This is a genomic window from Candidatus Stoquefichus massiliensis AP9 (genome assembly GCF_000455285.1).
GTDB classification, from domain to species: domain Bacteria; phylum Bacillota_I; class Bacilli_A; order Erysipelotrichales; family Coprobacillaceae; genus Stoquefichus; species Stoquefichus massiliensis.
Window position 1 is genome coordinate 346527 of record NZ_HG005284.1, and the last position, 26818, is coordinate 373344.

The 26818-nt window shown below is 29.4% G+C and carries 16 protein-coding genes and 1 pseudogene; 4 read left to right on the forward strand and 13 right to left on the reverse strand.

Features of this window, described 5'->3' with window-relative positions; all coding sequences use genetic code 11:
* Nucleotides 1–150 precede the first annotated feature (150 nt).
* Genes BN350_RS01895 through BN350_RS01910 form a run of 4 tightly spaced genes read left to right on the forward strand, consistent with a single transcriptional unit; the run spans nt 151 to nt 4684 of the window.
* Entirely contained in the window at nt 151–1305 is a 1155-nt protein-coding gene (locus BN350_RS01895; protein ID WP_028042082.1) for a homoserine dehydrogenase, read from the forward strand.
* Between the two features lies 1 nt (nt 1306).
* Nucleotides 1307–2536 carry an aspartate kinase gene (locus BN350_RS01900; protein ID WP_028042083.1) on the forward strand — a complete coding sequence of 410 codons (1230 nt, stop codon included), beginning with the start codon at nt 1307–1309 and terminating at the stop codon, nt 2534–2536.
* 16 nt (nt 2537–2552) lie between these two features.
* Nucleotides 2553–3587 carry an aspartate-semialdehyde dehydrogenase gene (locus tag BN350_RS01905; protein ID WP_028042084.1) on the forward strand — a complete coding sequence of 345 codons (1035 nt, stop codon included), beginning with the start codon at nt 2553–2555 and terminating at the stop codon, nt 3585–3587.
* The gene (locus BN350_RS01910; protein ID WP_028042085.1) at nt 3587–4684 is read left to right on the forward strand and encodes a VanZ family protein; all 1098 of its coding nucleotides are present in this window, start codon (nt 3587–3589) and stop codon (nt 4682–4684) included. The genes BN350_RS01905 and BN350_RS01910 overlap by 1 nt, the downstream gene beginning before the upstream one ends.
* Nucleotides 4685–4777: 93 nt before the next feature.
* On the opposite strand, the gene BN350_RS01915 is transcribed toward BN350_RS01910, so the two are convergent.
* From BN350_RS01915 to BN350_RS18235, 13 genes and pseudogenes are all read right to left on the reverse strand, one after another.
* Complete coding sequence (locus tag BN350_RS01915; RefSeq protein ID WP_028042086.1) at nt 4778–17173, reverse strand: YDG domain-containing protein; 12396 nt, start codon at nt 17171–17173, stop codon at nt 4778–4780.
* A 238-nt stretch (nt 17174–17411) separates the two neighbouring features.
* Complete coding sequence (locus tag BN350_RS01920) at nt 17412–19304, reverse strand: sensor histidine kinase (RefSeq protein ID WP_187117088.1); 1893 nt, start codon at nt 19302–19304, stop codon at nt 17412–17414.
* A 12-nt stretch (nt 19305–19316) separates the two neighbouring features.
* Complete coding sequence (locus BN350_RS01925; protein ID WP_044600033.1) at nt 19317–19997, reverse strand: response regulator transcription factor; 681 nt, start codon at nt 19995–19997, stop codon at nt 19317–19319.
* Nucleotides 19987–21768 (reverse strand): hypothetical protein, encoded by a 1782-nt coding sequence (locus BN350_RS01930; RefSeq protein ID WP_028042089.1) that lies wholly within the window; start codon nt 21766–21768, stop codon nt 19987–19989. The genes BN350_RS01925 and BN350_RS01930 overlap by 11 nt, the downstream gene beginning before the upstream one ends.
* A gap of 104 nt (nt 21769–21872) precedes the next feature.
* Nucleotides 21873–22296 (reverse strand): annotated as a pseudogene (locus tag BN350_RS21790) (DUF3788 family protein).
* A gap of 23 nt (nt 22297–22319) precedes the next feature.
* The gene (locus tag BN350_RS01940) at nt 22320–22586 is read right to left on the reverse strand and encodes a hypothetical protein (RefSeq protein ID WP_044600034.1); all 267 of its coding nucleotides are present in this window, start codon (nt 22584–22586) and stop codon (nt 22320–22322) included.
* 138 nt (nt 22587–22724) lie between these two features.
* On the reverse strand, nt 22725–23129 hold the full coding sequence (locus BN350_RS18225) for a P-loop NTPase family protein (RefSeq protein WP_187117090.1): 405 nt from the start codon (nt 23127–23129) through the stop codon (nt 22725–22727).
* Nucleotides 23130–23252: 123 nt separating this feature from the next.
* Nucleotides 23253–23495, reverse strand: a complete 243-nt coding sequence (locus BN350_RS01950; protein ID WP_028042091.1) for a hypothetical protein — start codon at nt 23493–23495, stop codon at nt 23253–23255.
* 79 nt (nt 23496–23574) lie between these two features.
* A complete protein-coding gene (locus tag BN350_RS01955; RefSeq protein ID WP_028042092.1) occupies nt 23575–24663 on the reverse strand; it encodes a DNA alkylation repair protein in 1089 nt (362 codons plus the stop codon).
* 195 nt (nt 24664–24858) lie between these two features.
* Complete coding sequence (locus BN350_RS20145) at nt 24859–25542, reverse strand: ankyrin repeat domain-containing protein (RefSeq protein WP_081652821.1); 684 nt, start codon at nt 25540–25542, stop codon at nt 24859–24861.
* 21 nt (nt 25543–25563) lie between these two features.
* A complete protein-coding gene (locus BN350_RS01965; protein ID WP_028042093.1) occupies nt 25564–25974 on the reverse strand; it encodes a DUF6678 family protein in 411 nt (136 codons plus the stop codon).
* Nucleotides 25975–25985: 11 nt separating this feature from the next.
* Nucleotides 25986–26426, reverse strand: coding sequence for a GNAT family N-acetyltransferase (locus BN350_RS01970; RefSeq protein WP_028042094.1), 441 nt, complete (start codon nt 26424–26426; stop codon nt 25986–25988).
* Nucleotides 26427–26452: 26 nt separating this feature from the next.
* A partial coding sequence (locus BN350_RS18235) for a hypothetical protein (protein ID WP_044600035.1) occupies nt 26453–26818 on the reverse strand: 366 nt, incomplete at its 5' end.

Sequence of the window (26818 nt, forward strand, 5' to 3'; positions counted from 1 at the left end):
GGAGGACGTCTTCATATGATAACTATTAACATTTCCAAAACCATAATGTGTTTTTCAAATTGTTAATAAGAGACTGTCTTTATTTGTATATTTTGAAAATTAAGAAGCCTCATTTATGGATGAGGCTTTTTTTATTAGAGGGGGAGTAATATGAAAATTGGTGTCATTGGCCTAGGTACAGTTGGTTTTGGTGTTGTAGAAATTCTAACTGAACAAAAGGCTAGATTAGAAAGACAAATTGGAGAAGAAGTTACAATTAAATATGGTTGTTCATTAGATGAAGTGACTTTACCAGAAGGTATTATTTATACACAAGATTTTCATGAAATCTTAAATGATAAAGAAATAGATGTTGTCGTAGAATTAATTGGTGGAACAACAATTGCCAAAACGATTATATTAGAAGCATTACAAAAGGGAAAACATGTTGTAACAGCTAATAAAGCTTTGATTGCTCATGATGGTCAGGAGATTTTTGAAACAGCAACTGAAAACAATGTCAAGATTTATTATGAAGCATCCGTTGGTGGAGGAATTCCTGTTGTTGTACCTGCAAAAGAAGATTTAGTTGCTAATGAAATAGAGAAAATTGAAGGTATTTTAAATGGAACAACAAACTTTATTTTAACTTTAATGGAAACTGATAATCTTGATTTTGATGAAGCATTAACAATTGCTGATGGTTTAGGTTTTGTTGAAGCTGATGCAAGTTTAGATCTAGATGGTATTGATGCAGCTCATAAAATTCAAATTCTTGCTATGAATGCTTTTGAAATGTTCTTTGACTTCAATAAGATTCAAACAACAGGAATAAGAAATGTCACAAAGAAAGATATGGATTATGCAAAAAAGCTTGGTTATCGTATTAAATTAATAGCACAAGCAAAGAAATTAAAAGAAGGTTATGGAATTGATGTTTCTCCTACATTAATCGGTATAAAAGACATTGTTGCAAATGTTAATCAAGCATATAATGTAGTAGAGATAACTTGTAACTATCTAGAAAATGTTATTTTCTATGGAAAAGGTGCTGGGCGTTATGTGACTGCAAGTGCTGTTGTCAGTGATATTATGAAAACTCATAAACAAGATATGTGGAAACATAATTATGGTTATGAAGATAAGATTTATCCAATTACTGAATCTAAATATTATGTCAGATGTGATCATCCTTTAGATATAGATTATGAAACATATTTTTCTCAAGATAAGGATCATATTTATATTACGAATAAAATTGAACTTGCTAATTTAAAAGAACAGTTACAAGGTGAAACATATAACTTATTTAAAGTGAGGGGTTAAAATGAAAGTTATTGTCCAAAAATTTGGTGGTACCTCAACACGTAGTGTCGAAACACGTGAACATATGTATAGAAATATTATTCGCGAATTAAACAATGGTAACAAAGTTGTTGCTGTGGTGAGTGCAATGGGTCGATATGATGATCCTTATGCAACAGATACACTCTTATCCATTGTCAATACAGATAGGTTAACTGATGAAGAAATTGATCGTTTAACAAGTATTGGTGAAACCATCTCGACACTTGTTGTAAAGAGTGAATTATCTCAAATGGGATATACTGTAGAAACAGTAACCAATGCAGAATTAGGCATTCAAACAGATTCACATCATATGAATGCAACCATTACAACAGTGGAAGGACGTCATATCCAAGAGAAATTAGAACGTGCTGATATTATTATCTGTCCAGGTTTCCAAGGTTATTCACAAAATGGAAAAGTAACGACCCTAGGTCGTGGTGGTAGTGATTTATCAGCAGTTGCTATTGGTGTTGCCATCGATGCAAGTGAAGTTGAAATTTATAGTGATGTCAATGGGATTTATACAGCTGATCCGCGTATCGTGCCAGATGCTATTAAGCTTGATTATATCAGTTATGCAGAAATGTTAGAATTATCTAAAAATGGAGCAAAAGTTTTGAATCATCGTTGTGTACAGTTGGCTGCAAAACATGATATAGTGATTCATGCTAGAAGCTCATTTGATGAAAGTAAAGGAACATATGTGTTAGGAGATGAGAAAATCATGAAAGACCATTTAAATCAATTAATTATATCAGGAATTACTGGTTCACAAAATGAAGCACGCATTACACTTGTTGGCGTAGATGCCAAAGTGAATGGAGCAGGACAGTTATTTGAAAAAATTGCTGATGCTAATGTTAATGTCAATGTTTTTAATCAGGCTTTAGTTGGTGGAGGAAAAATGGATATTTCTTTAATCATCAATGATAAAGATGTTCCTGGTGTTGTAGAAGTAATTAATGACTTAAAAGAAATTTTAAAACCTCAAAAAACAATTGTCAGAGGTAATATTGGTAAAGTCGCTGTCATTGGTGTTGGTATTAAAAACAATAAGGGAATGTTCCAGAAAGTTTATAATACACTTATGAGCAATGATATTAATGTCGAAATGACATCTTGCAGTGAAATCAATATATCTTGTTATATTGATAGAGATGATGTTAAAAAAGCACAAGTTTTATTACATGAAGCATTCTTAGGTTAAGGGGGAAAATATAAAAATGAAAACATATAAAGTCGCAATTGTAGGTGCTACTGGTGCTGTAGGTAGAGAAATGTTAAGATGTATCTTTCAATTCAAATTTCCATTTGAGAGTTTAAAATTACTTGCTTCTGCAAGAAGTGCCGGCAAAACTGTTGAATATGAAGGACAGGAATTTGTTATTGAAGAATTAACTGAAAATTCTTTTGAAGGAATTGATGTTGCTTTTTGGAGCGCTGGTGGAAGTATTTCTGAAAAATATATGCCTTATGCTGTGAAAGCTGGTTGTGTTAATATTGATAATACATCACATTTTAGAATGGATCCTGATGTTCCTTTGGTTGTTCCTGAAGTTAATGCTGAAGCATTAAGAAATCATAAAGGAATTATTGCAAATCCAAATTGTACAACCATTCAAATGGTGAGTGCTTTAAATCGTTTAAATGAATATTTTGATATAGAAAGAATTATTGTTTCTACATATCAAGCTGTTTCTGGTGCAGGAGTTGCTGGTATGGAAGAACTTTATAGACAATCTCAGGAAGTTTTAGATGGTAAAGAACCTGTTGCAAAAACATTGCCTTGTGCTGGAGATAAAAAGCATTTCCCAATTGCTTTTAACTGTATTCCACAAGTTGATAAATTTGATTTAGATAATCACTTTACAAAAGAAGAAATGAAAATGGTCAATGAAACAAAGAAAATCTTTAATAAAGATATTAAAGTCAATGCAACATGTGTTCGCGTTCCTGTTTTAAGAGGTCATAGTGAGTCTGTTTATATTGAAACTAAGAAAGCTATTGATATTGATAAAGTTTTTGAACTTTTATCAAATTCTCATGGGGTTGAATTATATGATGATATTGAAAATCAAATTTATCCTATGGCGACATTATTTATTGGTGATGAACTTGTTCATGTTGGGCGTGTAAGAAAAGATTTAGATAATGATCATGCATTAAGTTTATGGGTTGTCTCTGATCAATTAATGAAAGGTGCTGCTTATAATTCTGTGGATATTGGTCTTAAAATGATTGAAATGGGATTATTATAGTGTCTGTTTATCTTATTCCTATTCAAGTAGCGATGATTGTTTTTCCACTCATCGCTTTTTGTTTGACTTTGCCTTATACTATTTACCAATATCATAAATATGGCTCTATCCCAATACTAAGGACACTTATTATCTTTTCTTTTATCTATTATTTGATTAATGCTTACTTTATGACCATGTTACCATTACCATCTATTGAATCAGTTGCTAAAATGACTTCTCCAACAATGGAATTAAGACCTTTTCATTCAGTCTATGAAATTATTCGAACAACTCCTTTTATTTATAATGACCCATCAACTTATTTACCAACATTAAAAGAATCAAATATGATGGTTACATTATTTAATATATTGTTAACACTTCCATTTGGAATCTATTTAAGATATTACTTTCAATGTAGTTTAAAGAAAACAATTTTCTTAAGTTTTCTTCTATCATTATCATTTGAATTGATACAATTAAGTGCTTTATTTGGTATCTATCCCCGCCCATATCGCTTATTTGAAGTAGATGATCTCATTACCAACACATTAGGTGGAACATTAGGCTATGCTATGACACCATTGTTTGCAAGATTTTTACCTACAAGAGAAAAATTAGATGCAATTGCATATGAAAAAGGACAAAAAGTTTCCAAACCTAGAAAATTCTTTGCCTTTATGATTGATGCTATTTTTATTGCATTCATTATGATAATATTCCACTTTTTTCAAATATCATTCCATATAAGTTATTTTATCATTATCACTGTCTTTTATATTATATTACCTTTTTTCAAACATGGACAAACACCAGGTAAATTATTAACACGTATAGCTTTAGAAAACACTGAAGGTACAAAGAAATATCAATATCTCATCCATTATATCCCACTTTATCTCTTCATATTACCTACACCTTATTATTTTTATCAACTTCTTCTTTTAACAAAACAGATCAATCCGATTCTTTGTTATAGTGGTATTATTATATTATTAATTATCTTTTTCTTAACATTATGTCAATTTATTCTTTCATTCTTCTCATCAACAAAAATGTGGTTTGATTACTTTTCACATTTAACTCATATATCACTCATACAACAAAAAGACTAAAAGAGACTCAATTTTGAGTCTCTTTATCTCATTAATAACTACACTATACTTTAAAGATGTTTCTAACCAACCACATGGAAATTTAAACCGGCATTAAATCTCTTTCTTTTTTCTTAAGATAACCAATAAATATACACTCACCACAAGTAATATCTCCAATCCAAGAATATCGCTTTGATCAGCAGTTACAACAGATTGATTATCTTTTGATTCATCGGATAAATTGATTTTATCTGCTATAATCGCATAGTAAGATAAATGATCTGTTTCAAAGATTATGACATTATCATCACGCATATATTCTATTTCTGTCATTTCACCACTATCAGAAATATAATATAAATGAATATTTTGATATAATTGTTGTTCAATGGTTAAAGGTATTCTAATCCGTATCTTACCATCTGGTTGAATAACTTTACCATCTAATAATAACGAAATATCATAGATATCTTTAAGTTCTACATTGTTATTTAATGATTGACTGATTGTTTGTTTTAAAGTTGTAGGGAATTGTTCTGTGATATCCTTAACTAATAAAGTTGTATTGATATCAAAGTCCGTTTGACCAATTCCTTCTACTACAAATTGATATTGATCATTTTTAACAGTTTTTTTACGAACAATTTCTAGAATCGTTTCTAATTTATCTGTTAAATCAGGATCCACCATATCTTTTTGATGATCTGTTAAAGCTTCATATTTATCATTAATATCATTAATGATATCTTTTTCTTTATCAGTATATTCATCTTTCTTATCTAATGAATCAATATCTTTTTCAACATCTTTAACTTGATCAATAGTCTCTTGTAAATCATCAATTTTATCCTTGATTTCATCAAGTTTATCCTTTTGATCATCAGTCAAATTACCAGGATAATTTTTTTCAATATCATCAATAACATCTTTTACATGATTGATCACATCCTGATCATCTTTAGATACATTATCTGGATTGATGTCTTCTACTTTATCGACTTGATCAAACTTATCATTAATATCATTTAACTTATCTTCAAGATCTTGAATCTTATCTTGTAAATCTTTTATCTCATTTTCTTTATCCTTAATAGAATCATTCTTAGATAAATCATCTAACTTATCCTTTAAATCACCTAATATCTCTTTATCAGAGTCCTTGACATTATCAGATGTTATAGAATCAAGTTTATCTTTCACATCATCAAGTTTATCTAAAGCATCAATACGATCATACAAATCATTTAACTTATCATTTAAATCATTGACTTCTTTTCTTTGTTCATTAGTTAACTGATCATTATTTAATAAGTCATCAATTTCTTTTTTGATTTCATCCAATGTATCTCTATCAGACTGTTTAATATTCTCAGGAGTAAAAGGTTCAAGTTCTTCCTTAATATTATCAATTTTATCCTGAATACTATCAATAACCTTTTCAAGTTCATCAATCTTATCCTTGATTTCATCAAGTTTATCCTTTTGATCATCAGTCAAATTACCAGGATAATTCTTTTCAATATCATCAATAATATCTTTTACATGATTGATCACATCTTGATCATCTTTAGATACATTATTTTTATGAATATCTTCAATTTTATCCAATTCATCAAACTTCTTATCTAACTCATTTAAATTATCTTTAAGTTCTTCAATTTTATCTATCACTTTATTTAAGTCAATAATTTGATCATCACTTAAATGCTTATTATCAATTAAATTTTTGATTTGATCTTTGATTTCATCAAGTTTATCTCTGTCTGAATCTTTAACATTATTAGGTGTTAAAGGATCAATAACCTTATGAATATCATTAATCTGTTCTTCAATATCCTTAATAGCATTCTCTAAATCCTTAATCTTTTCAATAACCTCCTTAATATATTCTTCTTGTTCAGGAGTTAAATTACCAGAATTATTATTTAATATATCTTGAATCACATCTTTAACTTGATTAATAACTTCTTGATCTTTTTCACCAACAGTATCAACTGTTAAATCTTTAATAGGAGCTAAGTTATCTAATTTTTCATTTAATTGATCTAATATATCTAATAATTGATCAATATATTCAATTAAATCATTTAATCGCTCCTTTTGATTCTCTGTCAAACGAGTATCTTCTAATAAGTTATGAATCTCATCCTTAAGATCATTCAAAACATCTCTATTTGTATCTTTAACATTCTCTGGTGTATAAGCATGAACTTTCTCTTCGAGCTCTTTGACCTTATTTTCAAGATCATCAAGAACTTTCTGTAAATCATCAAGTTTATCCTTCGCATCATCAACAACTTTTTGCTGGTCATCAGTTAAATTATCTTGATACTCTGTTTCAATTTTATCAATAACATCTTTCGCTTCATCAAGAATATCTTTATCTTTTCCACCTACATTATCAGTTGTTAAATCATCAATTTTATCTAATTTGTCTAACTGTTCTTGTAAATCTTTAATAATATCTTTTAACTCATTAATATAATCCTTCAATTCATCTAATCGTTCTTTTTGATTCGTACTAATATGTGGACTATTTATGAGTTTGTCAATCTCTTTTAAATAAATATCTAACTGGCCAATATCGGTTTCCTTAACTTTATCTTTTGTATAAACATAAACTTTGTCTTCAATATTTTTAATTTGTTGTTCAAGTTCATCAAGAATACTCAGCATATCATTAACTTTATCTAAGAGTTTATTTAATTCTTCTTTTTCACTTTCTATATAATGATTTGAATCAATCATACTTTGAAGGTTATCACGAATATCTGCTAAATCTTTATAATTATCAGCTGTAATTATTTCTTTATCAAAACTATTTACCATTTCTTTAACACTATCTAAATCTTTTTTCAACTGTTCAATATCTTTTAATAAATCTTCACAATATTGAATCAATTCTTTGATTTTAGCTTTTTGTTCATCTGTTGCATATGTTTGATCAATAGCATTTAAAGCATCCATTTGACTTTGAATTTTACCTTCATCACTACTCTTGACATTATCTTTTGTTATTGTTTTATCAACAAGACTATCAATTGATTTTGTTGTAACAGTGATAGAAGCAGTATTTCCTGCTACATCAGTAGCAATAACACTGTATTTATGATCAACATCACCATGGATGATATAGTCTGTAACTTCTGTATTATCAATAGTCACAATAACATCACTTTCATCAGTAACAGTAAATGGAGTCTCTACATAATAAACTTTTTCTGCATCCAACCCATTAATAATTGGAGCTGTTTTATCTAAAAAGTATTCCACTTCTTTTTGATAAATCTGACCTGTCTCTTGATTTACAATATAAATAATTTCTTTTGCAGGATATCCGTCCTTATCTAAAACAATATTTTCTCCTGTCTGATTATAATCTTTTCCAACAGTATGACCAGGTATCGTTACTGTAATATCATCTTTATAATACCCATTATCATTACGACCATTAATTGGTAAGACATCACCTGAATAATCACTTGCATAAATTGTAAATGTTCCTTCTAATGTTCCAGTATAATTTCCTATACCTGTAAGAGTCACTTTAGCATTCTTTCCTAAGTTTTTATTGTTATTGTAAGTTACAGTAAAATCAGTATTTATTAATCCATCAATACCAATCGTAGAAATTTCAATTGGAGATCCTGTATGAGCATAACCTTTTGGATCAATACCTGTCATTGTAAGACCTTTTATACTTGCTGGAAGTATTTTCACTTGTTTTGCATGACTTACTAGGTTATAGTTTTGTAAATTATTAATAACCTCAAAAGTATATTCATCAGCATTAATAAAGTCTTTCTCATCTTGACATTGTACAATAACATATTGTTTCTTTCCATTTACATCTGTGTAATATGCTTTAACAGATGAAGATTGATCTTTTCCACTATAGACATATTGATTTTCAACTTCCCAAGTAGCATCAACATCTAACTTTGTAATATCACCTTTTAAAGTTATTGTCTTATGAGTTAGTGTATAGTTTTGAGAATCCTTTCCACTCAGTGTTAAAATTGCAGTCATCTCTTTATCAGTGCCTACATTTTCATCAACAAAATAAGCTTCACTTGTTGCAGAAATATCATCATTTTTAATAATACTTTCAAGTGTGTAAGCATCAGTGGTTATAGAAATATTCTTATTTCCATCATAGACTTTGCTAAAATGGGCTTGATCATTTGGTTTTACAGTAATATCACGTGGAATAATACTTCCAGTAAATTCTACATCACCAATGACTTCATAACTTTCTGAACCCTCACCAACTAACTGGATATTTGTTGCAATAACTTTTGAAGCAGTAACATCTTTTGTATCATAAGTAGCATCAGCAGTTATTGTAAATGTTTTATCTGCTGGTCCACCTGTTAATGTATAATTCTCAGATGTCATTGTTGCAGTATTCGTACCATCATAAACCTTTGTCATTGCTTTTGTAGGATTAACAGATACTTTAATACCATTAATATGACCTTGGAATGTTACTGATGTTGGATAAGTATAATTGCTTGTAATTGTATCACTTCCTGCTATAAGTCCTTTGACTTGTGCTGTAACAATGCGAGATCCAGCATGAGGACTATCATAAGTTACAGTTCCTAAATCTAATGTTAAACTTTCACCCTGAACAACATTTAATAAACTATAATCATCATTTGTTATTGTTGCAGTTGTGTTATTTTCCATATAATCTCTAGTAATAATTTTTTCAGTTTTAAATTCAATATCTCTAGGTGTTATCTGAGCATTAAAATCTAATGAAGACGTTTTAAGATTATAATTTTCAGCATCATTATTAGAACTTCTTAATTTTAATCCATTAATCGTCATTATTGCCTTTTGATCAGCAGTATTAACATCTTTACCTTTAAGAACAATACTATAATCTAATTGTACTTTCTCTTTATCAGTATCAATAATGCCATCAACAATATAATCTGTACCATTATTGACAGTTATAGCTGTTGTACCATCATATGTCTTTATTAAAGTTGTATTCTGGGATGTCACTGTAACATCTTTTTTATTAATTTTTCCCACAAATTTCTCTGATGGATTTTTAATAACATAATGCTTTGCTGCATCTCCTTCAAGAGATGGTTCTATAAGTGTTAAATTCACTAAATCATAAGCATCAGCAGTAACATATTGAATTCCCTTTGCAGATAATGATATATTACCTTTATCTGTCTCTAAAATATGAGTTAATTCAAATTTTGTTCCATCAAAATTTGTTGTATCAGTTCCATCATAATCTTTTACTACAAGGGCATCTTGAATTTGATTTATGGTAACTGGAATTGCTGTAATATCACCTTTCAATACAACAGTTTTATTAAAAGTATAATTAGTAATTTTTTCACTAGATCCACTTGGTATTGTTAAATCACCTAATTTTAATGTTATATTCTTATTTGTACCAACTTCTACATCTTTAAATAACGCACTTATAACTGTAGTATTTAAATTGACTACTGTTCCATCGCTACATTTCAGTTTTAAATCATTAGATTGAATAGTTGCATTTGTCGTTCCATCATATTCCCTTGAATACTTCTCATTTAATTCAACTTTTAATTCTGTAGGAGTAATTTTACCAGGGAGTGTTATATTCCCATTTGGCAAAGTGTAATTTGTATATCCCTCATGATATTTTGCATAATTATCAAAGTCACTCCACATAAATCTAACATTTACTGATTCACTAGCATCCATATTTTCATAGCGTCCTGCACAAACTGAAGAAGTTAATTCAATTTTTTCTTCTCCAACAAGTCCTTTAATTCTATAATGTTCACCTTGTTTAGGCCATGCATCATTTTTTCCATCATATTCTTTAGTAACAACTGCATTTTCGATTGCTTCTATCTTTAATTCCTTTTTGTTAATCTTACCTGTTACATTTACAGAACTAGTACTGATAGTATACATATCGGCATCTTTCCCAGTTAATTGAAGATTATCAAAATGAATAGACATTGCTTTTGTATTAGCATTCTTGCTTACAAAATAAGCTTTATCAAATGTAATATCAACATCATCACCATCAGAAAGACCATTTAGCTTATAATTTCCCTTCGTTATACCATTGACATCTGTTGTTCCATCATAATCCTTTTCAAATAAAATATCACCATTTACTAATTGAAGCTGTTTTGCTTTAATATTTCCTGTAAATGTGAATGTCCTTTCATCTGCTGTATAGTTAGTTGCAATCGTGTTATCACCTGCAATAAGCTGAATATTTGAACAATGAATCTTTTTGTCATTACCTATTGATGCATCTTCAAAAGCAGCATCAAAACTAACTGTAATATTTTCACCAGATAGAGTTCCAGACACTTCATACTGACTAGCATCAATAGTTACAGATGTCTTTCTATCATAATTCTTTGTAATCGTTTTTTGATCAAATAACTCAATTGATCGAGGAGTGATTTTTCCAGTATAAATTAAAGTATCTGGTTTGTCCTTTAATATATAATTTTTTGCAGTCGTACCAATTAATACAATATCTTTAACAGTTACAGTATTTGCTTCTGCTACATTTTTACTGTTATATGAAGCTGTAGCACTTAAGGAAATAGTCTCTTTTTCAACAACACCCTCTAATTGATAATGTTCAACTTTAAGAGTTGCTGTTGTATTTCCATCATAAACTTTTGTAACTGTAGCAAGTGCTATTTGATTTATAGTAATTGGTTTTGGTGTTATCTTTCCTTCTAGTTCTACTTTTTCAGGAACAGTTTGTAATTCAGTATCTGCCCCTTCAATAACAATATCACTCATTATTACTTTTGATGCATTGACTCCTGATTGATCATAAACTAAAGTTGCACTCTGAATCTTATAAGTTTGATCTGAATTAGCAATAGTAACTTCAAAATCATCAGGATTAAACTGACATTCAGTTGTTCCATCATAAACTTTTTCAAGCGTCTTACTTTCATTTAATTGAATAGCAAACTCGGGTTTTATAATTTCTCCCTTACCTGTATGATATTTGCCTGTATATCTATAATTGTTTAGATTTGTATTATCTCCAGCCAAAAGCGTAATGTCATAATTAACATCTACATAAGAACCAACATCCGGTGAAGCATATGCAATGCTATTAATTTGTGGTGTTAAGGTTTCACCATCTACAACACCATAAAGTTTGACAAATCCTTCTTTATCAGCATCTAAAACTTCTGTCGTTCCATCATAATATTTTGTAATCATTTTATTATCATTTAATATGATACTAACAAGTTTTTTCTCTATTTTACCTGGAATTTCAAAAGTAGTTTCATCAATAGAATAATTAACTGCATATTTGTCTTCTAAGCCAGTAATTTTTAAAGTAATTAGATTGTTATCACTGGCATCTTTACTTTGATATGTACCAGAACACATAGCATAAGGATACTCATCTCCAATATATCCTGATAGTTTAAAATAATTTCTTAATTTCATGTCCCTATTTTCACTGATTGCTTTGTTTGTTCCATCATATTCTTTTGTAAATGGTTCATTTTTACTTGATCTTGTTATAGTTAATTTTTTCTTGCTAATAGTTGCAGTATTATCCTTTAAAGATATAGATAAGTTCGGATAAGTCGCATTCCCACTATTATTATATTCAAAATAGTTCTTAATACTTTCTGGCTGATAAGAAGGATTGCTAAATTTTGTACCACCAATTGTAAGTTTCTTTTCTCCAGCATTTCCATCTGCAGCACCCTCATCATTTGTATAATGAATTGTTATTTTACCTGCTGGCATATCTGGCAAACCTTCAACTGTAAAATAATCACTTAAATGAATGTCCTTTAATTCATAAGAACCATCATATTCTTTATCAAAAGTTTTACCTTCTTTTAAAACAAATGTTACCTTTTTCTTAGTGATTTCACCATCATATTGAAAAGCATCAAAGTCACTTGCAGTCTTCGTATCAATTGTATAATTATTTTTATCATGACCACCTAAAATAGCAGATATACTACTAGAATGTTTAACTTTCTTTTTACCTGCACCACTGCTCACCATCCATTGATCGTTATAGTTTACAGTATAATAATTCCAACCTTTTAATTGTAGTGAAACATCATCACCATCTATAATTCTTCCATATGCAAAGTTAAAATCAACACCCGATTTAAGAATAACTTCATAACTTAGATCACATTCTTTAGTCACAACACGATCTTTAACAACTGATAAATCACTAGCTGTTAATTGTTTAGGTGTAATTTGTCCAGTATTATAAGTCAGCGTATTATATTCAGAGTCGATTGCATAATTAGGATCCCAACTTGTAAACTTAATTGTGACTGCTTTTTTAGTTCCAGCATTTTTATTATCATATGTTATTGTTGTTTTTATTTTGCTGTAAGCTTCTGAATTATCACTTGCCGTCATACCATTTAGTTTAATTTGATAGTAATCTTTTAAATGACCATCATATGATCCAGCAGTTGTTCCATCGTACATTTTTGTAAACACGGGATCTTTTACTCCAGATTTCTTTTCAATCTGTAATGTATACGCTGATACAGTTAATGTAACTGGAATCTCAACTTGTTGAACTTGACCAGCAACCTCAATTGTTAAATGAATCTTAAATTCATAACTTCCTGGTTTTTCAAAATTGTTTTGAATTTGTTTTATCCTAATCGTATTATCTCCCTCACTACCAAAGGATGATTTCTCCCCTCCAGCAGCAATATCTAATGGTAAATATGCAGATATTGGAGCATTATAATAATATACATTGTCGGCCCCCTGTATTCTTTCTCCACTATACCAACCAAAATATTTATTACTATCCATAGTTACATTAAGCACACGAATTGGAGCATTACTATTATTTTTAATTCCAAAAGATATTTGATCTTTGTAAGTTGAATTTATAGATGTTTTTAATTCAGAATTTGTTAATTGAACATCTAAGTCAAGAGCAGTTCCTTCAGCAATAGTGATTTGGGTATGAGCTTCAGATTCTGTACGTGCTGCATAACGAATATCATATGTCCCTGGTTTAAGTCCACTCAATTCTCTTTCACCAAATCCAACTTCTTGATATTCTATATCCGTTGATAGTTTATATTCCATTAATTCTAATTCCGTACCACTTGCTGTGATCTTGCCATCATGAACACCTTTTACTGTTTCATTTGTACCTTTCAATCCTGCATTAGAAATATTCCATGAATTTCTTACTGATACACGTGCACAACTCGATAAATTATTTTGATTTTCATCTAAAAAATACTCTTTTTGGGCAAAATACATATCACCAATTTTATTATTTATCATACTTGCACCTGAATATAGTGTTAATGTATCATATGCACCAGTTACATCGTATGCAGAAAATATTTGAAGTTCTTCATCCCAATATGACCAATACATAGATCCATTTCTAAATTTAGCTGTAATATCTACTTTTCTGTCTTCATTTGGTTTAAAACAAACCGCACTAGGTGTAGGCTGCTGTGTATAATAATTATTTTCATAACGTGAATATTGAACATAATCTTTAATAATTGTTCCATTATTTTTAATATTTAAATATGATGTTGTCTTACCATCACCAATGATTAGGTTATTCCCCATTTTTAAAGTAACATTCTTTTTCACAATGAGATCAATCTTCATATCAGTTTTTTCATGACCTGTACTATCACAAGCCATGATTGTTACATTACCACGTGGTTCAAGTACTTCATCCTCAGCAACAATATATTCCCACTTACCACTACCATTAGAACGAACATAGATCTTACCACCTGATTTAACCCTTTGACATGCTGCTTCTAATGTTTTAACACCATGTTCATAATCAGTTCCACTATTTCCATTTATTCCATGAATTGGATCAACATAAATAACATCCTTCAAAACTTGTTCATATGTGGGTTCTGCCTGCATTATAGAATTACCTGAAAGGCTTGCTGCATATTGGTTATCAGCATAAGGAAGGAATTGAACATTTTGTCTATCACTTGCTCTTAGCTGATAACTAGTTCCAGCATTAACATATTTTATATTATCTGTAGTCACATCAATAAGTCCTGGAAGATAAGATGTAGATGGACTTCCATAAATTTTTCTTGGTTCAATCACAATTGCATGTGCTAAAGCATTATCAATTGTAACACCAGTAGCATAAGCAGAATATGATTGATTTTCTTCGTATTTATAACCATTAATAAATCCAATTGTCGATATTGTTCCAAGAATCATTGGCTTATTTTTTATAACAAATGATCCCACTGTAATCGTATTATTTTTAATGTCTTTGCTAGAAAGATAGGCAAATGTACCAGAAGTCGCTGTATTTACATCATCAAAATAACCACCTGATATCGTTGTCTTTGAACTTTTATCACAATAAACAACACTTCCATTTATAGCCTTATTATTTTTGTATTCTCCGCCATTGATTTCTAATATTCCTTCGTTAGCATTATAAAAAACGCCACCTTCTTTACCCATATTACTTCTAAATATACCATTATTGACTATTAATTTTCCATTTGTATCATTATAAGCGACTCCACCTTTTATACCAGTAGGATGATCCGCATATAAACCATTATTTTCAAATGTTCCATTATGAATTGTCAATGTCCCAGCATTATAAAAGACACCGACAGAATATATTGAATTCCAAGAACCTTCTACAGGAATACCATGAATGCCTGCAAACGTTCCACCATTAACTGTCACATTTCCTAAATTATAAATCATACTTGCTCGTGTTACAGTATCTTTTTCTCCTCCATAAATTGAAAACTCTCCATCATTAAGAGTGACTTTCCCATCACTATAGACGTAAATAAATCCCTTTAAATTATATCCAATCTGCTTTACGGAGTCTCCATTTATTTTGTTTATTCCCCCATTCATAATCAGTTCTCCATGAACATCTATAATTCCTGTTTCTTGATTGTTATTAGCTCTATGAGAGAAAGAAAAACCTTTACCAGTTGTTACCTTTGCGCCTGCTTCAATATTTATCATTTTCCAATTATTCCTATTATAATCTTGAAGTTCATCAGGAAAGGAATTGAAATAAATATATTCAAGTGTTAAATGTCCTCCACTTGTTACAGTTAAAAAATCAGGTCCATTGATTTCATAGCCAAGATGAATGGATTGTGTTTGGGTATTGTAACTTTTAATTGTTAAGTCTCTATTCACACTTAACGTTTCAGATAAATTTGATATAGTTATCCCATTGTTATTATATTCATTTCCTACAACGATAGTTGATATATTTGGATTGTTAACTGCTGCAATAAATTCATCAGCAGTATTGACAGTTGCTACACCATCTACAACAGTTAGTGTATTGATATCATCACTTAATACATTTGGTGTATCTTCTATAACATTAACTTCTATCCAAGGTAAACAGATATTTTCTTGAACTTGATATGTTTCTGGTAATATAAGATAGTATTGATATTTCTCTTGTGGATTTTCTAAATCATATTTTTCTGTTTTCCAAGTAATATCTATTTCTTTTGTTTCATTATTATTAAAGATTGCAGTTATTGTTTTTGGTAACTGTATATCTTTTTCTAATGTTCCTTTAACAATATTGATTGTTTGATATACACTCTTACCATCATAATCTTTAAATCCTGTTATATAAGGTCTTTCAATAACATTAATATTAATAAATGGTAATTGAATTGTATCATCTTTTAACTGATATCCATCAGGTAATACTAAATGATATTCATGTGTACCAACTGTACTTAATGCATTTTCTTCACTTTCCCAAGTAATCTCTATTGTTTCTGTTGTTTCATCAGATAATATTACTTCTATTTCTTTTGGCAATTCTAAATCTTGACTATCTTTATAAACATCTTTTTCAAATAATGCTTTCTCTTTTTCTACTTCTTTAAATCCTGTAATCACTTTCTTTACTTCTTCATTCACAACATTGACTTGATTTGTTGCATTTACAAGATTCATTTGTGATATAACCATAGTAAAAACTAATAAGCATGATAATGCCCCTTTTAATAATCTTATATGATTGATATGTACTATAGAATAATATATATGAATAAATAGATTTTTAATGGAATGTTTTTCATTCATAAACTTTCTTATATTTTTAATACAAAGTATTAATTGACTCTTTATCCAACAATAAAAACAACTTATATATTCATTAATATTTATCATTTGTTGTTTTAAAAAATGAATAGACAAAACAATCTTTTTTACACATATCATCAAATAATAATAAATCAGTTGTCCCATTTTTATCATAGTATGTTGAACTTTTTTAGCATAATCATGAATATAACGTTTAACACGTTCTATATATTGAGAAGATGCTCGATATTTTTCTAATATTACTTTTGCATTATTTTGTTGTATAGAAGTTTCTTTAGTTAGACTTTGTTTTAAACGAAGTTTAATCTTCTTTCCACCTATTTTCATAATATATGTTCTATTATAGAGATATCCTTTAATCCTTTTTTTCATAGTTTTATCATCCTTTCATACATTCTTACACTTAATATGTTTTATATCATGTCTATAAAACAACCAACTTACTTTACATATTCATCCAATAATGATTAAAGCATGTTTTTAATTTTATCGTATTGTTATCATAAATCATGTTTTCTCTTTTTATTATATCAATAAAAAAAAGAGAAAATTTCAAAGAATCTCAAAGATTTGAAATTCTTGTTTTTATCCTCTTTTTCTATACAACTATTTATTTTTTTATCATTTTAAGTATGAATGATGTTTGATGATTATCTGATATTACTTCTATTTCTCCCATATGAGCTTTCATAATCTTTTGACATATAGAAAGACCTAATCCACTATGGTCACCTTCTTTAGACGTATATCCTCTTTCCCATATCAAAGAAAGGTCTTTTTTAGGAATTGTTTGACCTTGATTTGTTATGATAATTTCATAACAAGTCTCATTCTCTTTCGTTTCAATAACAAGTGTAGTATGAGGATCACTATATTCAATTGCATTCATCAATATATTCTCTAAACATATATTCAACTTTTCTTTATCAACTGATATATAGAAATCTTTACCAAATACATCTAATGTTAAATCTTTTTTAATCAAATGAACATCATATTTTTCTTTCAACTCATTAATTAATGAAAGAATAGATAAATACTCTTTTTCTAAAACAAAATCTTTTTCTAAATCTAAAGTTTGTAAAAGTGAAACTCTTTTTGATAAAATATGAATTTTCTTTTCCATTTGCTTTAACAAATAATCTTCTTTGTTTTGTTTTTTAGCAATACCACTATTTAATAATTCAATATAACCATTAAGTGCAGATGCAGGTGCTTTTAAATCATGAGCAACATCATAAATATAATCTTGTATATCTTCTTTTGATTTTTGTATAAACTGATAACCTTTATAAAGTTCAATTTTTTCATGAATCATGATGACTGAAAAATATGTAATCACACAAAATCCTGCTATTTCTGTTCCCCAGCCTAAATAAATAGGTTCATACCAAAACTTATTATCCATATGTAAACTTACAATAAAGAAAACACTGAAACAAGTTAAAAGATTTAAGAATAAGCCACCTTGATTATATAAATTTTTCATAATAATATATATCATTATGAAGCTCAATAAACATTTATAAAAAAGCCCTATATAACTAAGTAAATAAATCACAAATACATGATTCAAAATAAAGAAAGTCGGAACTATTAATGAAATCACAATAATAAACAATCCACAGATAATCTGTTTTCGATGAATATGATAATCATATTGGTAAGCAATCAGCAATGTAATAAAATAAATCAGCAAATAATATCCTACATCTTCAATACGATACCACAACAATGTCTTATCCTTTATCAGTAAATGAATAATCGCATATAATATATACATCAAATAACTCATACAAACTAAAGAAAAATAACCATCTCTTGCCTTACGTCCAACAAATAAATAGCTTATTAAACAAATCAATCCCATAATAAGCGGTAAAAAACTTTGTAAACCTTTAATTAATGTTTGTATTGTCTCATAGATATGAATAGATTGATTATTTCCATAGGCAATAGGATAAATCATGCCACTATAATAATGATCATAATCACTAACCTGGATAATCATTTCATTACACTCTTGAGTTGTAAAAGTTATATCTGTACTTAAGATAAATGGTTGATAGTTCTGTTTCTCAACTTCCCCACTCTTATACAACAATTCTCCATTCACATATAAAGAATAGGCAGAATAGATTTCAGGTAACTGCATAGTCATAACCTGTTGTGGTTTATCATATATTCTTAAACGATATGTTGCTTGCCCATGAGGACTTTCATCTTGATTGCCTAATTCAAAACCACCAAACTGTCCAATATCTATGTAACGTGTCATCACACCTTGCCCATCACCTATCATTTCTGGAGTTAAAAGTTGATGGTTATAAAACTCCCATTGACTGGTAAGAAAATGTAATTCTTGAGAGGAGGATGAGTAGTCAACAACTCCACATAAAGCATCATAATCATTATAAGTATATTTATTGTCAAAATGATGCAAAAAAATATTAAACCCTAATGATAAAAGAAAAGAGAAAATGATGATTCTATACTTCTTCATCATTATCCCCTCCTATCCTACATATTTATAGCCCTTGCCCCATTGTGTTTGAATATATTTATTCGTACAATCAAGTTTTTCAATCTTTTTTCTTAAATTAGAAATATGAACATTGACCATTCTTGTATCCTGATTATAGTTATCCTTCCATACTTCTTCATAAATATCTTTCTCACTATATATCTGATCTGAGTGAGAAGCCAATAGTCGAAAAATATCCATCTCTATTGAAGTTAATTGAACTGATTTTTGGTCTTTTGTAAGTGTTTCAGATTGTAAATCTAAAACAAAATTACCAAAATGCAATACTTTTTGTTGCCAAAACATGTGTTTATCTTTTAATCTTGCTATAATTCTTAATCTTAATTCTTCTAAACTAAATGGTTTTGCCATAAAATCATCAGCACCTAATTCAAAAGATTGAATACGATGACTCTCCTGATGATAATTTGTTAAGAAAATTATTGGTATATTTTGAGATGTTTCTCTAACATACTGACATAATTGAAAACCATCAGTACCTGGCAAATCAATATCTAAAATAATCAAATCTGGTTTCTTTTCCTGAAATGCTTTTCTAAACATGATCCCTTGTGTTACTGTTCTAACATTCATTTCCTTATCTTCTAAATACATTTTCACAATTTCATTAAGGTCTTTATCATCATCAACCATTAATATATCATTTCTCATATTTTTTTCTCCTATATATTAATCCCATGCCTATTACACATATCATTACAATAGCAGTTAACACTAACGTATAAATAGAATTTAGGTTTTTCTTATCTGATATTTTAAAGTCATCTTTATTTTCTTTTGTATTTCCACTTTTTAAAATTTGTTCATCTTGTTCATCAATTTTATAAACAATATCATGATTTTCATTTGTTTTTATTGTAACATTTTCATTTGCTTGACACCATGTTTCAATTGTTTCATGTGGTATTGATACTTGCTGATTGTCTATTATAACATTAATATCTTCTTTCGTTTTATTTAATCCTTCTATTTGATTTGGTGTCATCACAATTTCTTCTTTGTCTTTTCCTACGTCGTCTCTGTTTTGATCACCACGATGACCACCACTTCCTTCTGTCGAATCTGGTAATGTATCATTAGGTGAATTTTCATCAGAAGGAGGTGTATCTGTTTTTTCTTCTTCCTCATCAGTAACTTCTTGTTTAGATACTTTAATTGTATTACTCATTCCTTCTCTTTCTCCACCAATAATACATACTCTATAGTAGTAATCTAAGTTGTTTGGGACTGCTGAAAATTGTGGATGAAGGGAAAATGAAATCATTCCTTCGTCATTCACAAATGCTGATATTATTTCATCTGTTAAAACATATCTATCAAAATCAATACCATTAAGTGATACTTCTAAATAAGCTTCTTTAAACCCAATGGGTTCTGACATGCTAAAATAAGGATCGTATGTAGCATTAGGTCTTGGTTGCATATCGGCAACTATAAAATCTGTAATAGGAATAGGATCTTGGCATATGATTTTCATTGAAACATTTGACTCAATAAGTTGTGAAAACTCTGGCATAACGAGAATATGCCCCTTAATTATATTTATTGGTTTATTGGGATTAAATGATTCTATATCCCACTCGATGGGTACAGGATAATAATTAATTTCAATTGTAGATGGTAACAACGAGACATCAAATACATTATAATTTTGAATAGTCATTGTCTCACGTATATCACCTATAGAAATATCAGGTAGTTCTACTTTCCACTTCCCATATGCATGACTACCCCATTCACCATTGACACAGCTTTCCCCAACCCATATCGTATTAGTTAAGCCTGTCATGGGAAGATAACTATTTATAACTGAAAGTTCTATATATACATCTTCATCTGATATGATTGCCTCGTCTTCTAATGACACAATTTTTGTTGTATATATCTGATTATCCCCATACTTTGGATCTGGAGCTTCATTAATAATTGCTTTTTTCTTAGCAATAATCTGTGATGGAAAAGTTTCTTGATAACTTTCATAGAATACAAAACCACCACTTGATCTAGAGATATATAATGCATTTCCCTTTATTGCTTCAATATTTATATAATGGATATCATTATATCCATTCATTTTGACAACACAATCAGCACCTTCACCAACAATCTTTAAATTAGGATTTGTCCAGGCACAATCATAATCAATAATCAATGAATATTGATTCGTATAAATGACTTTTTCTTTATCTGTTTTAGAAAAACAAATATAATCAAAAGATGGTCCATCAGGATTTACATATTTATCAGGATAATCTTCTGTAACTATTAAATCACCAGTTAAATAGAAAGTTCTAGCATCCGACTGATACCAATCATATAATTCTTCTTGCGTATGACCAAAGTAAGAGTTTTTTGCTTTCACAGGACAAAGTGAAACTAATAAAGTAATGATTAATGTTGATATTATAATAACTTTTCTCATATTTGATTCTCCTTATCCTACTTATTTAATTGTACAGTGATTTTCTTTATAGTGTCAATAATTATCGAAAAAAATCACGCAATGAATACTGCGTGATTTTAAGGCTATTCAAATTTTTTTGAATTACATTTTATTGAAAGACACTTCTTAATATCAGCAAATATATATTCATCTTCAAAAACAATTTCTAACCAATGTTGTCCTATACCTTCTTTTGTATGCATATATAAATCCTCTAAATAAGGAGTAAAGGTCTCGAATTGTTCTTCAAATCTTTCTTTTTCGTTCTTTCCAATCACAATCACTACAACAAAAAAACCTTCCGCTGGATAAACAGTAATTCTTTCCAGACCTTTTCATTTTGATATTCCATCCTGGTCGCCATGAACAACGGCTAAATTCAAAGGATAGCTTTATTTGATATTCATCTTTCATATATTTAATGAATATCTCAAATAATGGATTATGAATATATTTACTCATATCATTGATTGTTGGAATTTGCTGACTTTCCAATAAATTTTTCATTTTAAAATACCTCCCTATGACAATTAAATAGCCTTGAAAGTAATTTCCAAAACAAGTGTTAAAATACAAATTCCTAGTATCAATAACATCATCACAACAGAACTTATATTTATTACACAACTTACCAAAAGTATAATTCCACATAATAATGCTGCCATTCCTTCAATACGTGAATGCAAAGTTATATTTTTCACACCACTATATGTTTTTATAAACGGTATTCTTCCTTTCATTATACTTACAATTCCACATACTATAGTCATCATTCCAACAATACCCTTAACCCACATTATCTATCACCTCATATCATCATTTTTGTAGTATAGAAATCCAATACAGACTTATTCCTGAGTAGTTCACGCAATTCACTTGATTTAAATTAATTGATATCCTTCATTATTGACTAAATCTAAACACATCTTTGAAATTTAAACTTTATATGTATAATTGTTTTTTGGAAAATCAGTAATCCACTGTTTAAATTCTTTATCAAATTCTGTTTCTATCCATGGCATATCTTCTCTTTTTTTCCCAATACGAGATCTGACACCCTCTAAACAAATCTCTAATGGATAATCAAGAAAAAAGACTGTGTCACATGCATTCAAGCGCAGTTCCATTATACGTAAATAATTTCCATTTAGAATCCAATTATCTTTTTCTGTTATTTGATTTAATATCATATCAAAGTCATATTCAGAAATATTAGTTTGATCTGGCTTATGCCACAGCATATCAAGATAATATAGATGCAGTCCTGTTTGATCTCTTAACTTTCTTGCAAATGTACTTTTTCCTGCCCCGGGACTTCCAATAATCATAACCTTTAACATACTATCCTCCAATATTCGTTCTCAGTTATTGAGAATAATGAGTTCTTTTACTAAGACATACACGCAATCTTTTATACCACTTCGAACATTATGCTCATCTTTTATACAATGTCATCCTAACTCTTAGTAAACTTTTATCTTCCCATGTGGATATTTCCCACTCCACCCACAATGAAGAGGTCCTATCTTATTTCTGTCTTCTAAAACAATATTACTCCAACTTGTTTTTGAAAGAGATTTTATTGCATTATCTAAATCTTTCTTTGCATAAATATCAAAATCATATAATTCCTTTGTAGATTCCACACACTTACAGAAATAATCAATATTAAGCAAATGCTCATATAATTCTTTATTTATTTCCATATCTTTTTCTTAACATTTTGAAATCTCTTTTTTTATTTATCTCAGTAAATATAAGTAAAACGTTTATAAAATATTTATATTAATTACATAAATCAAAATCTAGAGTTCCCTGTTCTATACCATTAACAATGAGAGTAAAGGAATGTATACCTGGATAATGCTTTCTTGTACTCACATTTGCAAAAGAATGTCTCTTTGTATATACCCTTCTTTCATTATTTTTTAAAGATACTTCAGATATCTTAAATATCTTTCTATTTCTATTACCATTTGCTTTTACAAAATCAATTCCATATTCTAATCTGACTTTTATTTCATTCTTTGCAATTAACACAAAAGAAAAAGAAATATCTTCACCAATAAAAAGAGAAGTCATATTCAATTGAAAATCTTCAACGTTTATATCAGCAACATCTCCATATCCAAATAAAGTGAGTATATCACGATTAGCATTTTTAAGTAGAGTCCTACAGCCATGTTTGATAATCCAATCTGTTTCTTGACTTTTACCATACCAATCCTTGGCAATTCTTACCACCAATTCAGGATGTGTCTTTGAAATATCATTAAGATTATTTGCAACACTTTTTCTAACATAAAGTGACGGATCATTTTTTAATTGTTCTAAAATTGGCAAAATTGGCGAAGGATCTTTCTTGAAACTGACCAAAGCCTGTCCCCAAGGCAAAGCAGGGCGACATCCCTCACATGCAAGTCTTCTGACATGTTCACTTTCACTTTTAGACCATTCATACATCTGTTTCATCATTCGTTCTTCATCTTTCATGATAAATGATCTCACTGCAAATTCAGAAGAGGCATATTGCGTATATCTTGCCATTGCAGCTATAGAAACCTCCCAATCATTTTGTCCATAAATTTCAACAAAGGTTGGAAAAAAGGCACAAAAATTATCCAGCCAACTGCCATAATTCATAACAACTTTATTAATAATTTCAATAGCCTCACTATAGTCACTTGGCAAATATTTTCCTAAATGATAACTGATTTGATGAATTCTACTCTTTAATTCTAAATTTTCCCAATGTTCATCTAAAGTAGACTGCATAAATTCTTGTACTGAAAATTCTTCATAGACAGAATGAATATCAGTCGCAACTTTATATAATGATTCATAATTATATTGATTCTTTAATAATTCTGCCATATATTCCTCCAGTTAAATAAACAATAATACAACACCCATAATCACTTTAAAAAATGGATTGACTAAGATTTTAGCGTTTTTCTCCTATCAAAATAGATGCTGTTCCTAACCAAATGATTTTCATAGACTTTCCTCTTTTCATTTCCAATACTTTTGTCAATCATTATAAAGTTTAGATACTGTTTCCTTATTTAGTCAAACCTGCAAACGACGACTTCTAAAATACTCCTGCATGAAGGCTCTCAATTCCTTATTCCTATCTATATCTGTTCCATCTTTTGGAATAAAATCATCAATATACATACTCTTATTACTTGGACCTGGATAGGGCAAAGGAAAATGACCTCTATTCGTCCATGTTATATAATCCGCTCCATGTTCAATCAACAAATCAAGAATTCTGGTAAGTTGTTTTCTGATAGCTTTCTGAGATTGTGGATAGACACTTGGACATTCAAATAGTAATTCTGCCTGACTTAATGACCAGTTGATAGCATCATATCCGTTGGATGCTAATTGATGAACATCGGCTCCTCTTTCTACGAGTTTCTTCACAAAACCAAATGCAATTTCAGATTCAGCAAACCTTTCATAGCAGAGAGAGCTAATTGTCGCTCCAATAGCATCAAATAATACAGGTGCACGTAATCCTGGATCATCATCTTCTGCTTCCATAAAATTAATATCTGCTCCATGTTCAATCAAATAATCAGCAATTTCATATTTTCCAGTTTTGAATGCAACCTGAAGTGGAGACTGTCCATGATCCTTCTTTGGTAAGGAGCCAGATACACAATGAACAAGTTCTGGCTTTTTTTCAATCATTTGTTTGACTTCATCAAGTTTTCCTTGACGAATAACTGTAAACAATTTTTTCATTTTCTACCCCTTTTCCGTTCTTTATCTATATCCATAAATACAATATAAACCATTTTCCTCTTCAAATGAAATATGATATCTTTTTAAGATATCATTCAAGATGTGACTCTCATCAATCAATTCAGGATCAATTATTTTCCCACGATATTTTAAATAACGTGGACGTATCTTTATCCATTCAATATGAAAATAGTATTCCTGAGTTGGAAAATTCTCTCCACTCCAATCTCCCCAATAATCAATATCGCTTATTTTCATGAGGCTATGTGGAACAGTTTCCTGTGTCAAATACTTGATGACGAATGCAGGAGGAAAGGACATCTCCAAATGTATTGCTGTGATCAGTTTATTCCATTTTGTATTATTCATATAACTACATAATTGTCTTTCAGATATAATCTGGAAAACTTTTTCTTTAAGGTTATTTTGCATATCATCACCACCTAGTCATTTCGTCCTATTTTTTTCTCAAATATTTTATGTTCTTTAATGATTTTATATCCATGATTCTGATAAAAACGATGTGCATCTACACGTTTGAATTGTGACCCTAATGTTATAGAAGATAAATTCTTATCCTTAGCAAATCTTTCTACATATGAAAGCAACTGGCTTCCAATCCCCTGTCCCTGATACTCAGAGTGAACTGCAAGAGTATTAATAATCAAATATGGATTTTTATGAATACTATATTTGATGAGGGTTTCTATAACACCAATAACTTGACAATGATCAACTGCAACAAAGACATAATTACAGTGATCCACACTAACAATTCTTAACATATCTTTGATTTTATTCACAGGATAACCATAATTCATCACTTCTAAATATAAATTATAAATATCCTGCGCATCATCAATCCTAGCTTCTCTTATTTCCATAATAAAATTCTCTTTTCTCCATATTATCACATTCGTTTTGCATCTATTTCAGCATTAATATGCCATTCACCATTATTTTGAATAGTTACATTTTGCCAATGAAAATGATTATCTTCAATTTTAGTAAAAATCCATTTTCGGCATTCATCATCAATAAATGTCAGAACAATCATATCATCTTGTTTTTTAGCTTCTAGCCTTATTATTTTTCCTGTATATCCATAAGCAACATCCCATGCATGTGTATCAGGGTTATATATACGAAGCGATGTTCCATATTCATAACCCGATAAAATAATAACATCTTGAATTGCCATTCCCTCAAGTACCCATGCAAAATGCCATTCACCTTGCATAGTAAAAACATCATTGTTGTCAACATAGTTGATTTT